7 protein-coding genes are annotated in these 13,451 nt (G+C 64.0%); 4 read left to right on the top strand and 3 right to left on the bottom strand.

Going from position 1 to position 13,451, the window contains the following annotated elements; genetic code table 11:
- Positions 1–125 precede the first annotated feature (125 nt).
- The 3 genes from AB5Y81_RS05440 to pbpC all read left to right on the top strand — a co-directional run bounded on the left by AB5Y81_RS05440 (position 126) and on the right by pbpC (position 9,281).
- Positions 126–1,814, top strand: a complete 1,689-nt coding sequence (locus AB5Y81_RS05440; protein ID WP_279484518.1) for an FAD-dependent oxidoreductase — start codon at positions 126–128, stop codon at positions 1,812–1,814.
- 86 nt (positions 1,815–1,900) lie between these two features.
- Positions 1,901–6,871 carry an alpha-2-macroglobulin gene (locus tag AB5Y81_RS05435; RefSeq protein ID WP_279484517.1) on the top strand — a complete coding sequence of 1,657 codons (4,971 nt, stop codon included), beginning with the start codon at positions 1,901–1,903 and terminating at the stop codon, positions 6,869–6,871.
- A gap of 10 nt (positions 6,872–6,881) precedes the next feature.
- Positions 6,882–9,281 carry a penicillin-binding protein 1C gene (gene pbpC, locus AB5Y81_RS05430; RefSeq protein WP_368146576.1) on the top strand — a complete coding sequence of 800 codons (2,400 nt, stop codon included), beginning with the start codon at positions 6,882–6,884 and terminating at the stop codon, positions 9,279–9,281.
- Between the two features lie 100 nt (positions 9,282–9,381).
- Here pbpC and AB5Y81_RS05425 read toward each other — a convergent pair whose 3' ends face one another.
- Positions 9,382–10,341, bottom strand: a complete 960-nt coding sequence (locus AB5Y81_RS05425; protein WP_279484515.1) for a hypothetical protein — start codon at positions 10,339–10,341, stop codon at positions 9,382–9,384.
- A gap of 178 nt (positions 10,342–10,519) precedes the next feature.
- On the opposite strand from AB5Y81_RS05425, the gene thiI reads away from it, so the two are divergent.
- On the top strand, positions 10,520–11,968 hold the full coding sequence (gene thiI, locus AB5Y81_RS05420; RefSeq protein WP_279484514.1) for a tRNA uracil 4-sulfurtransferase ThiI: 1,449 nt from the start codon (positions 10,520–10,522) through the stop codon (positions 11,966–11,968).
- 72 nt (positions 11,969–12,040) lie between these two features.
- Here thiI and AB5Y81_RS05415 read toward each other — a convergent pair whose 3' ends face one another.
- Together AB5Y81_RS05415 and AB5Y81_RS05410 are read right to left on the bottom strand one after the other, a co-directional pair.
- Positions 12,041–12,433, bottom strand: a complete 393-nt coding sequence (locus AB5Y81_RS05415) for a hypothetical protein (RefSeq protein WP_005299659.1) — start codon at positions 12,431–12,433, stop codon at positions 12,041–12,043.
- Between the two features lie 100 nt (positions 12,434–12,533).
- Positions 12,534–13,166, bottom strand: coding sequence for a trimeric intracellular cation channel family protein (locus AB5Y81_RS05410; RefSeq protein ID WP_017779902.1), 633 nt, complete (start codon positions 13,164–13,166; stop codon positions 12,534–12,536).
- Between the last annotated feature and the right edge of the window lie 285 nt (positions 13,167–13,451).

The following is a 13,451-nucleotide window of genomic DNA, read 5'->3' as shown; positions in this document are numbered from 1 at the left end:
ACATCCTGTTGAACGACTGTCGGGTGGCAAGAATACTGCAAAATTAGTGCAAACAAAATTTCATTGAAATCTAAATTAGAAAATACTAATTTAATGTCAATTTGTCGTTGACTGGAGTCTTGCTGATGAAACGGATCCTGATTGTAGGCGGGGTAGCGGGGGGGGCGTCTGCCGCCGCCAGAGCCCGCCGTCTGAGCGAAGAGGCGGAAATTGTGATGTTCGAGCGGGGCGAGTTCGTCAGCTTCGCCAACTGCGGGCTGCCTTATCACATCGGTGGTGACATCCCCAACCGGGATGCCCTGCTGTTGCAGACCCCCCAAAGCTTCAAACGCCGCTTCAACGTGGATGTGCGGGTCTTTCACGATGTCATCGAGATAGACAAGGCCGGCAAGAGCCTGCTGGTGCGCAACCTGCTGACCGGTGAAGAGCGGCGCGAAGCCTACGACGTGCTGCTGCTGAGCCCGGGCGCGGCCCCCATCCGGCCTCCCTTCCCCGGCATCGACAGCCCGGGTGTACACACACTGCGTAATATTCCCGACATGGATCGCATTCTGGCGGCGCTGGCGCACGATCAGCCGCGCCACGTCACCGTGGTGGGGGGCGGCTTCATCGGGCTGGAGATGATGGAGGCGCTGCACCAGCGCAAGCTGGATGTCACCCTGCTGGAGCTCTCCGATCAGGTGATGGCACCGGTGGATAAGGAGATGGCCAACATGCTCCATGCCCGCATCCGGGAGGAGGGGATAGACCTGCGCCTGCGCACCGGCCTCTCCGCCATCGAGAGTCTGGATGTGCTGGCGGAAAAAACTGCTGCCGTGGCCACTGAACAACGGGGCGGGCTGCGCCTGACCCTGAGCGACGGCTCTCATCTCGACACCGGCCTGCTGATCCTCGCCATCGGCGTCAAGCCCGAGACCCTGCTCGCCGCCAAGGCGGGGTTGGAGCTGGGGCCGCGCGGCGGTATCAAGGTGGATGCCGCCATGCGCACCTCGGATCCCTTCATCTATGCGGTGGGGGATGCGGTGGAGGAGACCGACTTCGTCACCGGCGAATCTGTGCTGATCCCGCTGGCGGGGCCTGCCAATCGGCAGGGGCGCATCGCCGCCGACAACATGCTGGGCCGCGCCGAAACCTACAAGAAGACCCAGGGTACCGCCATCTGCAAGCTGTTCGATCTGGCGGTGGCCAGCACCGGGCTGAACGAGAAGCGGCTGCTGCAGCTGGGGCTGCCGTTCGAGAAGGCCTATGTCCACCCGGGCAGCCACGCCGGTTACTACCCCGGTGCTCACCCGGTCAGCCTCAAGCTGCTGTTTGCCCCCGATGGCAAGATTTACGGCGCCCAGGCCATCGGCAAGGACGGGGTCGACAAGCGCATCGACGTGCTGGCGGTGGCCCAGCGCGCCGGTCTCACCGTGTTCGATCTGCAGGATCTGGAACTCACCTATGCACCGCCCTTCGGCTCGGCCAAGGACGTGATCAACATGGCCGGCTTTGTGGCCAGCAACCACTTGAAGGGGGATACCCTGCTCTGTCATGCCGCCGAGGTTGAGGCCCGTCACCCCCATCAGCAGGTGCTGGATGTGCGCAACGGCCCCGAGCTCGACAAGCTGGGTTGCATTCCGGGGGCGATGCACATTCCGCTGGATGAGCTGCGCAGTCGCCTTCATGAACTGCCCAAGGACAAAGAGCTGCTCATCAGCTGCCAGGTGGGCTTGCGCGGCCACGTGGCCTGTCGCCTGCTGAGCCAGCACGGCTTCAAGGTCAAGAACCTCTCCGGCGGCTTCAAGACCTGGCAGATGGCGGTGATGAGGTAACCCGCCCCAGTCGCAAGCGAGCGCCGACCCCAGGGTCGGCGCTGTTGCATCTGGCGGGAGCCGGCGGCGTTTTAACGCAATGAGCTTTGTGTCAAGCGAGCCTGATCCCTTATCCTGTTGGCTATTGCGCTGCACTGGCAGCGAGCCAATCAGGGATGACATTTATGCGCCGCGTCGACTCTCACCCTCGCTTCTCTCGTTCCTCACCACAACAGATGGCCGCCCCCGGGCGCCGCTGGCCGGCCCTGCTGCTGGCGGGGCTCACGGCGTTGCTGCTGAGCGGCTGCGGCCCCGACAAGCCTGTCGCCAATGAGCCGACCACACAAGCGGCTGCCGCGCAGCAGGAAGCGGGCGCACCAAGCGCCGTAGTGCAGGCCAATGCCCGCCAATATCGGGATGCCCCGGCGCTGGCGCTGGTCTTCTCCAGCTCCCTGACCCCCAAGGCCAATTGGCAGAGCTGGCTTGCGGTCAGCGAGGGGGGCAAGCAGGTGCAGGGGGAGTGGATCCTCGCCGACGATGGCCGCACCCTTTATTTCCCGAACGTCCAGCCCGACAAGCGCTACGAGGTGAACCTCAAGGCGGGACTGGGCCCATCCCCCCAGAGCTGGACTCTCAAGACCCGGCCGCTGGAGGCGGGAGCCTCCTTTACCGCCAGCGGCATGGTATTGCCGCTGCGCGACGAGCTGCGCCTGCCCATCAGCGCGGTCAACGTGGATGAGGTCAATATCGACTTCTTTCGGGTCGATGCGGAATATCTGCCCCGTTTCCTGGCCGAGTATCGTCCCGGTGCCGGCATGGGCAACTGGGAGCTTGAGCAGATCACCAAGCGGGCCAAGCGGGTGTTCAGCGGCCGCTACGCGCTGGAACTGGATGCCAACCGGCGCGAGACCCGCCTTATCAATGTGAAAGAGCCGCAGCTGGCCGAAGCTGGCGTCTACTTTGCGGTGATGTCGCCCCTTGGCAACTACGACTGGCGCAAGGAGACCACCTATTTCGCGGTGAGCGACATGGGGCTCAGTGCCCGCCGTTACCGCGATCAGCTGGAGGTGTTCGTGAGCTCCCTGGCCAGCGCCGACCCGCTCAAGGATGTGCAGCTCTCCCTGCTCGACGAGAAGGGCAACCGGCTGCAGGTGCAAAACACCGATCCGCAGGGCCATCGCCGCTTCGATCAGGTGCAGGGTGCTCGCCTGCTGCTGGCCGAGCAGGGCAACCATCTGGCGGTGCTGCGTCTCGACGGGGCTGCGCTCGATCTCTCCACTTTCGATCTCGGCACCCAGCCCTGGCAGGCCCAGCAGCTCTATCTGTTCAGCGGGCGAGATCTCTATCGCCCCGGCGAGCGGCTCGACAGCGAGATCCTGCTCAAGGGCCAGGATGGCCAGCTGCTGCCGGGGATGGCGGTGGAGCTGGAGGTGAAGCAGCCGGATGGCCAGCTGCTCGAACAAAAGCGGCTGCTGCCGGATAGCCTGGGCGCCGCCCACTACGGCCTGCGCCTGCCGGACGATGCGCCGCTCGGGCGCTGGACCATCAACCTCAAGACCGCCGCCGGCAGCCGCTTCGAGTGGCCCTTTCTGGTGGAGGAGTTCTTGCCGGAGCGGCTCAAACTGCAGCTTGGCAAGGGGCCGGATGGCGAAGTCACTGATTTGGACGCCGCCCTAACTTTGCCGCTGCAAGGGGACTATCTCTACGGTGCGCCAGCCAGTGCCACCAAGGCGAAGGCGGAGGTGAAGATCAGCCGTGCCACCATGCCCTTTACCCAGTGGCAGGAGTTCACCCTGGGGGATGTGCTGCTCGCCGAGCAGGCCAGGGAGCTCGAGCAGCGGGGTCTCACCCTCGATACGCAGGGGCAGGGGACGTTTTCGTTAGCTGATGAGCTCGATGGGGTGCGCGCCCTCGGGCCGCTGGAGGTGGCCTATCGGGTGTCGCTCGCCGAGCCCGGTGGCCGCGCCGTCAATCGCAGCCGTACCCAGTATGGCTGGCCCGCGGGCAGCCAGTGGCCAGCTCTCAAGGCCGACTTTGTGGCAGATCGGGTGGAAGGGGGCAAACCGCTCCCCTTCCAGATCCTCAACCTCGATGACAAGGGCCAGCCGGTGGCGGGGGCGGTGAAGGTGCGCCTCATCAACGAGTACCGCGACTACTACTGGCACTACGCCGATGGCGAGGGGTGGAAGTACGAGTTCAACAGCCAGCCCTATCTGGAGCAGGAGCAGACCCTGCAGCTGGATGGCAAGGGGCCGACCCCGCTCACGCTGCAACTGGCGGCGGGCTGGTATCGATTGGAAGTGGAGAACAGTCAGGGCCATCAATCGAGCTTGCGGGTGGAGATAGGCAGTTACGCCTGGGGCGGCGGTGGCGAGCAGGCACGGCCTGACAAGATTGCCTTCACCCTCGACAAGCGCGCCTATCTGGCGGGTGACAAGGCCAAAGTGACCCTGGTTGCCCCGCGCCCCGGCAAGGGGTTGCTGCTGGTGGAAGATGGTGACGGCCTGCGCTGGTGGCAGCGCATCGAGCTCAAGGGGGCCGGTGGTTATGCCAAGGATGCCCGCGGCGAGTTCGAGATCCCGGTCAGCCCCGAGTGGCAGCGCCATGACTTGCATATCTCGGCCCAGATCGCCGCGCCAGACAGCGCCTCCAAACCGGCTGGCAAGCAGCAGGGGCAGAGCCTGCGCTCGGTCGGCCTGGTGCCGCTCACCCTGGATCGGGAAGCGCGCCGTCTGCCGCTCACCCTGAGCGCGCCGGACAAAGCGGTGCCGCTCACCCGGCTGGAAGTGACCGCCACCTCCACCCCCAACAGTCAGGGCCGCGTGGTGCTGGCCGCGGTGGATCGGGGCGTGCTCAACATCAGCGACTACCAGCCGCTCGACCCGTTCGAGATCTTCTTTGGTCGCAAGCGCTTCGCCCAGGATTTGTTCGACAACTACGGTCAGGTGATCCCGCCGCAGGATGGCAAGCTGGCCCGCCTCAACTACGGGGGTGACCGGGCGCCGCTGAAAAAGGGCGGCGCGCTGGAGAGCCGGGTCGAGATCGCCGCACTCTGGAGCGGCGAGGTGAGTTTTGATGAGAGCGGCAAGGCGGTGATCCCGCTCGATCTGCCCAACTTCAACGGCGAGCTGGCGCTGATGGCGCTTGCCTGGAACGAACAGCAAGTGGGTGAGGCTGAGCGCGCCGTCAAGGTAGTAGCGCCCTTGGTGGCCGAAATTGGCTGGCCGCGCTTTGGCGCCAGAGGGGATGAGACCCGGGCGCTGGTACAGCTGCGCAACATGAGCGGTGAGGATCAGACCCTCTCCCTTGTCTGGACCCTCAACGGTGGGCTCAAGGCAAATGGCGAACTGCCCGGCACCCTGGCCCTGAAAAACGGCGAGGAGCAGTGGCTGACCCTGCCGCTCACCGTGACCGGAGCAAGCGGCGTGGCAAGCCTGCAGTTGGCGGCCAGCGGCAAGGATTTTGCCATCAGCCGCGACTGGTATCTGCCGCTACGCTCCCCCTGGCCGGCCGAGACGCGCCAGCGCTACCAGATGCTGGCCCCCGGCCAGCAGATGAGCTTTGCGCCAGCTGAGCTGGCTGGGCTGGATCGCGCTAACCTGCAGGGGCTGCTCAGCCTCTCCGGCACCCCGCCCTGGGATCCGGCTGCCCAGTGGCAGGCGCTGGCCGACTACCCCTACGCCTGTCTGGAGCAGACCCTGTCCCGTGCCTGGCCTTACTTGCTGACCACGGCGGATGAGCGGGCCGCCTGGCGCAAAACCGCAGAGGGCAAGAAGGCGGCGAGTGAGGCGGATGTGCAACGCGCCCTGCTGCAACGGCTGCAGCGGTTGCAACTGCCAAGCGGTGGCTTTGGCCTCTGGGATGGCCGCTCCGACGAGGAGCAGTGGCTCACCGCCTATGCTGCCGACTACCTGCTGGCGCGCAAGGAGGCGGGCGACGCAGTGCCGGAGGCAATGCTCAATCAGGCGCTGAACCGGTTGCAAAGCTATCTCACCGACAGTCAGTATGGCGAGCGCTGGAGCAGTGCACCCGAGCACAGCCGGCTGGCCTATCAGGCCTACAGTGCCTATGTGCTGGCCCGGGTGGGCAAGGCGCCACTCGCTACCCTGCGCCTTGTCTGGGAGCAGCAGGCCGATCATGCCCGCTCCGGTTTGCCGCTCTTGCACCTCTCGCTGGCGCTCTCGGCCATGGGGGATGAGCAAAACGCCGCCAAGGCCCTCAGTCGGGCATTGGCGACCGAGCGTGGTGACGACTATCTCGGGGATTACGGTTCACAGTTACGCGATGGAGCTCTTGAGCTCTCCTTGCTGCGCCAGCACAAGCTGGCTGCGGATCGCTGGCCCGCTCTCAGTGCCAAGGTGGCCGATACCCTGGCTCACCGTCAGTGGCTCAGCACCCAGGAGCGGCTCGCCCTGCTGCGACTCGCCCGCTTCGATCCGGCTGTCGACTGGCAGGCCAGGATGAGCTCCTCGCTTGGCAGTGGATCCCTGAGTGGTTCGGCCCCGTTGCAGCAGGGTGCCCCCGAGGCACTGGCGGCGAGTACCGTCACCAACGAGGGCAAGGGATCCCTCTATGTGCAGCGCACCCTGATCGGCTACCCCGAGCAGGCGCCTGCGCGCGTCAGTCAGGGGATAAGCGTGACCCGCAGCTGGTTCAACAGCGATGGTCAGCGTTTTGATCCCGCCAAGGTGAAGGTCGGCGATCTGGTGGTGGTGCGGCTCAACGTCAGCAGTGAATCGGCGGTGCCCGATGCCCTGCTGGTGGAGATGCTGCCCGCTGGCTTCGAGCTGGAGAACCCGGCCCTTGGCAACAGCATCAAGCTCGAAGAGCTCTCCATCGAGGGGAAACCGGCGTGGCAGAGCGAGTGGAACGACTATCTCAAGCATCAGGAGTTTCGCGATGACCGCTACACGGCGGCGCTGGATCTGAGCGAGGGGAGCAACCAGCAGCTGGTCTACCTGATGCGGGCGGTGACGCCGGGCCGCTATCAGGTGCCGCCGACCCAGGTGGAGGATATGTACCGCCCCGAGCTCAGGGCCGTGGGTGAGGACATCCACGAGGTAACTATCTCTGAGTAGCTGGCGCTTGATGGGTCGCAGACGCTCTCTGGGCAACGACCCCTCCCTTGAGCGGGTTCGCCCGCTCACTTTCTGGCGGCGCGGCTGGCTGCGACTGTGTCACGGTGGCCGCATTTGCCGCCACCGGCTGGGCCGTCTGCCGCGCTGGCTGCGCTTTTCGGTGCTGGGCGTTGTAGCACTGCTCCTGTCATTGCTGGCGCTGGATCGCATTTTCCCGCCGCCGCCACTCGACCCGGCCTACGCGCGGGTGGTGCTCGACATGAAGGGGCGACCGCTGCGCGCCTTTGCCGATACCAGCGGGGTGTGGCGCTACCCCGTGACCCTGGAGCAGGTCTCCCCCCGCTATATCGAGGCATTGCTTGGCTACGAGGATCGCCATTTCTTGCGTCATCCCGGGGTCAATCCGGTGGCCATGGTGCGCGGGGTCTGGCAGTGGCTGCGCTACGGGCGAGCCGTGTCGGGCGGCTCGACCCTCACCATGCAGGTTGCCCGCCTTATCGAGCCCTATCACAGGAGCGTGCCCGGCAAGCTGCGTCAGATGGCCCGTGCGCTGCAGCTGGAGTGGCACTACGACAAGCGCACCCTGCTCACCGTCTACCTCAACCGGGCGCCGTTTGGCGGCAATCTGGAGGGGGTGCAGGCGGCAAGTTTTGCCTACCTTGGCAAAAGCGCCGCCAAGCTGACTTATGCCGAGGCTGCGCTGTTGGCGGTGCTGCCGCAGGCTCCCAGCCGCAACCGGCCGGACCGGCACCCCGAACGGGCTCGCGCGGCTCGCGACAAAGTGATGCAGCGGCTGGTAGCGCAGGGCGTCTGGCCCGAGGAGGTGTGGCTGGAGGGGCGCATCGAGCCGGTGCTGGCCCGCGGTCACTTCACGCCGATGGAGGCACCGCTCTTTGCCCGCCTTGCCGCCTACAATCAGGCCGGGGCGCTGGTGCACACGACCATAGACGGCGATCTGCAGCGCTGGCTGGAGGGACGGGTGGCGAGCTATATCCGCCGCTTCCCCGAGCAGACCTCTGCGGCGTTGCTGTTGGTAGATAACAAAACCATGGCGGTGCGTGCCTACGTGGGCAGCGCCGAGTATGGCAATTTGCGCCGCCACGGTTACCTCGACATGGTGCAGGCGATCCGCTCTCCCGGCTCTACGCTGAAACCCTTTATCTACGGCCTGGCCATGGACGAGGGGCTGGTGCACTCGGCCTCCCTGCTCTCCGATGCGCCAAGGCTCGGGTCTGACTATCGCCCCGCCAACTTTTCCGGTGCCTTTCAGGGGCCGGTGACACTCGCCCAGGCGCTGCAGCAATCCCTCAACGTGCCGGCGGTGCAGGTGCTGGAGGCGCTGGGGCCGGACAAGCTGGTCAGCCGCCTCGACAACTCTGGGGTGCGGCTGGCGCTCTCTGACAAGCCCAATCCGGCCATCGCGCTGGGGGCGGCGGGCATTCGGCTCGAGCAACTGGTGGCCCTCTACAGCGCACTGACCCGGCAGGGACAGGTGGCAATGCCGGTTTGGCTGGCGGGGCAGCAGGCGGTGTCACGCCCCTTGCTGAGCCCGGGAGCGGCCTGGATCATCTGGCAAATATTGAGCGCGCAGGGGCGGGCGGACCAGCCCTTTGCCAGCGAGGCGACCGGCCGGGTCAACCGGTTGGCCTGGAAGACCGGCACCAGCTATGGCTATCGCGACAGCTGGGCGATGGGGGTCTCAGGTCGCTGGACCATAGGCGTCTGGTTGGGGCGCCCGGATGGTACCCCTATGCCCGGCTTTTACGGCCAGAGCGCGGCGGTGCCGCTGCTGCTCTCGGTCTACTCGCGGCTGGCTGACAACAGCCCCCTGCCGGCACAACCCAACACGGTGAGCGAGGCCGAAGTTTGCTGGCCGCTGGGGCGCAAGGCGAGCGCGACCCTGCCTGAGGCCTGTCTGCAGCGCCAGAGCGCCTGGCTGCTGGAAGGGCGCGATCCCCCCACCTTGCCGGATCCCATGGATTGGCCTTCGCCGCTGCGGCAGGTTGCGTTGACCGATCAGGGAAAACCCACTCTGAGCCGCTGTCAGGATGCGACGCAATCCGTTTTTCGGGCCCTCTGGCCGCTGTCGCTGGAGCCGTGGCGAGGGCCTGCCGAGCGGCGCCAGGCGCTGCTGGCGAGTGGTTGCAAGGGGGAGGGGCAGAGCACCGAGCTGCAGGCCCCCATTCGCATCCTGGCGCTGGGGGAGGGCAACCTTGTTCGCAGCCAGCGCTATCGGTTGCAGCCCAAGGTGCTGGGGGGCGTCGGCAAAGCGGCCTGGTTTCTCAACGGTCAGCGGCTGCGCTGGGACGGGGATCAGGTGCTGAGCGAGGCGGGTCGCTATCAGCTGGTGGTGGTGGACGAGGCGGGTAACAGCGATCGCATCGAGTTTCGCTTGGAAAATCCCTCCTGAGGGGAGGCGCCTGTTTTTGGGGTGTCAGAATATTGACGACATCGGGGGATGACTCCGATGCCGTCAGCGGATTGTCGATCCCCGGCAGGCCGTCTTGGCGTCAGGGCTTGACCTGCCCCAGCCGGGTGAAGAAGTGCTGACTCTTGCGCTGGTGGAAGTGGCTCTTCTTGATGGAGTGAAACACCAGCTTGCTGTCCGGGTGGCTCGCCTTGAGGCGATGGATCATCGCCATGGCAGGCAGGCCAGTACTGACGAGCGTGGTGAGCGGCAGACTCTGGGTCTGCGGCCCCAGCAGCTGGTTGAGCCCCTGCTGGGCCTGCTCGAAGCGGGTCAGCACGGTGGGCTCGGCGTAGCCGCTGCCCAGCATGGCGAGCAGGGCATCGAGCGCCTGATTAAATTCGGCCAGCTGCTGGCGAAAGCCGCTGCGACTGCGCAGGGCGATCAGCTCTGCAAACGGGATATCGCTCAAGTGAGTGGGCACTTGCAGCGGGATCTCCAGATGGAAGCAATCCTGACCACCGCGGTTGTGATAGCGGGATTCGAGCAGGTGCAGCAGCCGGTCCAGATAGTCGTGATCGGTGATGAGGGCTCCCTCATTGGCGAGTGCCCACTCGCGGGCGAGCCGCATGGAGAGCAGGTTGGCAAAGCGTCGTGCCATCCTGAACCCGCCCTCTTCCCGGCTGGCAAAACCGTGGGCCAGGCAAAAGCCGTGCAGCCGCTCCAGCCCCGCCTGGGCCGGGCAGAAACAGTCGTGGTTGGCCGGCGTGCGCCAGCGCCCGATCAGCTCCTTGTTGCCAAACACCTTGTGACGCACGAAGTCGGGGGCTATAAGGCCGGCAATCTGACTCTCTATCTGGGGGGTGATGGCGGCAAAGAAGGAGGCATCCGGCCGCTCGGCCAGCAGATCCGTCTCCTGCTCGAGGGTTTGCAGCAGGGCGGTGAGGCCGCTCTTCTCACTGACGGTGAAGACGAAGGCGAGCCGCTCCAGATAGAGCAGGGCAAACTTGAGCCACAGCTCGTCGCGCACTTCCATGCCGGGATAATAGATATAGGTCTTCATCGAATGGGTCTGTGGTCAGGAATGTTGCCAGGGCGCAGGTTCGGGAATATACGCAAGATTGCCTCGCTGCGGCAAACATTGCGTGGGGGAATGTGAGCAAACGCTCATCCAGTAGGCGCTGGCCACAAACTTCTGATATAATTCGCGCCCTTAAATCAAGGTCACCCGAGTCATTACCATGAAGTTCATTATCAAGCTGTTCCCGGAAATCACCATCAAGAGCAAGTCGGTGCGCCAGCGCTTTATCAAGATCCTGCAGGGCAATATCCGCAATGTCCTGCGCCGCTTCGACGACGATGCCCGGGTGCGGATGGATTGGGACAAGCTGATCGTGAGCTCCCGCAATGACCAGTTCCGTGAACAGGCCATCGAAGCCCTGGCCTGCATTCCCGGCATTCAGGCCTTCCTCGAGGTGCAAGCCAGCAAGTTTACCGACCTGCACGAAATCTTCGAGCAGGTGAAAGCCGTGTGGGGTGACCAGCTCGAGGGCAAGACCTTCTGCGTGCGCGCCAAGCGCCACGGCAAGCACGAGTTCTCCTCGCTGGAGATCGAGCGCTACGTGGGCGGCGGCCTGAACCAGCACTGCGTGAGCAACGGCGTGCGCCTCAAGAACCCGGACGTGAAGATCAACCTCGAGATCGACGGCGAAGAGCTCTTCATCGTCAGCGCCATCCACCAGGGGCTGAGCGGCATGCCTATCGCCACCCAGGAAGATGTGCTGAGCCTCATCTCCGGCGGTTTTGACTCGGGCGTGGCCTCCTTCCAATTCATCAAGCGCGGCTGCCGGGTGCACTACTGCTTCTTCAATCTGGGTGGTGCCGCTCACGAGATCGGTGTCAAGCAGGTGGCCTATCACCTGTGGAACCGCTTCGGCTCTTCCCACCGGGTGCGTTTCACCGCAGTGGACTTCGAGCCTGTGGTGGCCGAGATCCTCGAGAAGATCGACAACGGTCAGATGGGCGTGGTGCTCAAGCGGATGATGATGCGCGCCGCCGCCAAGGTGGCCGACGAGTTCCAGATCCCGGCGCTGGTGACCGGCGAGTGCGTGGGTCAGGTCTCCAGCCAGACCCTCACCAACCTGAATGTCATCGACCGGGTGACCGACAAGGTGATCCTGCGCCCGCTCATCACCTGGGACAAGCCGGACATCATCAGTGAAGCTCGCCGCATCGGCACCCTGGAGTTTGCCGAGACCATGCCGGAGTATTGCGGCGTCATCTCCAAGAAGCCGACCGTGAAGGCCGATCTGGCCCGTATTGAAGAGGAAGAGGGCAACTTCGACTTCGCCATTCTGGACAAGGTGGTGGCCGAGGCACGTTACCTCGACATTCGTCGTATCGGTGAAGAGACTGCTGCCGAAGTGCAGGAAGTGGAGACTACCGCCGAGAGCGGTGACAACGAGGTGATCCTGGATATCCGCTCCATGGATGAGCACGATGAGAAGCCGTTGCTGGTGGAAGGGCGTGAGGTCATGCATATCCCCTTCTTCAAGCTGGCCACCGCCTTTGGCGATCTGCCGAAAGAGAAGACCTACCTGCTCTACTGCGATCGCGGCGTGATGAGCAAGCTGCAGGCGCTCTATTTGAAGGAGAAGGGCTTTGCCAACGTCAAGGTGTACCGCCCGTAAGGTGACCTTCAAGCGTGCATAAAAAATCCGGCCAATGTGCCGGATTTTTTTATTTCACTTGCAGGTTGAGGCTCAAGGGCAGGGGACCGGGGTAAAGGTGGACTGCCCCTGGCAGCGCCATCCCATTTCCGCTTGGCGCATCTGCCACAGGTTGTTGCTGCGAAACAGGGTCAGGATGTAGATCATGTCGCTCTTGGTGCCATCGAGGGCGACCGAGAGTACCAGATCGTTGTCCAGCTGCTGCGCCTGGATGCGACTGGGTATGTCGCTGTGGCCGACGAAACGCAGGGCCACTTCACGATAGTCATTGACCCAGCTCTGCTGGGCGGTGCTTGCCTGACGGATCTGCTGGTTGAACTGCTGCACCGGGGTGGACGCGAGCCGACCAAACAGTACCTGGGCTTCAGCCTGCGCCGTTGCCACATTCATCAGTAACAGTGATGCGATGAGTCCAAGTTTTTGCATGAGGGATTCCGGCTTACAACACTGCATCCTATGACAACAGAAAAGCCTGCTTGGTTCAACGCAACCGGGCCGGGAGTGCGACCTGACGCCGGTTGTGAGGTCAATTGCGCTGCAGCGAGAAGGTAGGCAGTGACAGATGCCAGTAGATGGCGGCCACCCGTAAACCAAACACCGCCGTCATGCAGATGAGCATGGCGGTCACCCGATCCACGTCTATCTCCAGCGCCAGGGTATAGAGGATCCCCCCCAGGATGCAGGCGGTGGCATAGATCTCCTTTTGCAGCACCATGGGCACCTCCCGGGCCAGCACGTCCCTGATCATGCCGCCGGCCACCCCTGTCATGGTGCCCATCAATACGGCGATCAGCCCCGATGTACCAAAGTTGAGGGCTTTTTGTGCTCCGATCACGGTAAAGAGCGCCAGCCCGAAGGCGTCGGCGACCGGCAACACGTACCAGGGCATGCGACGGGGCAGCTTGACCATCCACATGCCGATGAGTGCCGTGGCGATCACCACCCAGATGTAGAGGGGGTCACGTACCCAGAATACCGGGGTAGCCCCCAGGATCATGTCACGGATGGTGCCGCCGCCGATGGCGGTGACCGCTGCCAACACCATGACGCCAAAACCGTCCATCCTGAGACGGCCCGCCACCAGTACGCCCGAAAACGCGAATACCGCAGTACCAAACATGTCGCTGATGTAAACAATCTGCTCAACCAGTGTCTGCATGGAGAACAACTCACGTCCAATTGTTGATGGGGCCGCGATTTTAGGGGGGATTGCGGCGTCTGACCAATGGCTGCCTGCAAGAAGTGGGAGCCAGACCAAGTTTTTCTCGGCCGCGCTGGCGCCAGCCAGCGCGATGCATCTGAGCGGCGTCATGTTGCAGGGGAGGTGGATGTAGCCCTGCGCCCGGCCCGTTGTCGCAAGCCCGATGAATTCAATGAGCAAAACAGGGCACTTTTTTCCTCAAGTTCAGCCGGAACATGCCGATATATAGGGTAAGCGGCGTTA

It is taken from the genome of Aeromonas sp. s2, from assembly GCF_040907935.1.
In the GTDB taxonomy this organism is placed as follows: domain Bacteria; phylum Pseudomonadota; class Gammaproteobacteria; order Enterobacterales; family Aeromonadaceae; genus Aeromonas; species Aeromonas dhakensis.
The sequence above is the reverse complement of the archived record's forward strand: the minus strand, read 5'-3'. Positions and strand labels throughout refer to the sequence as shown.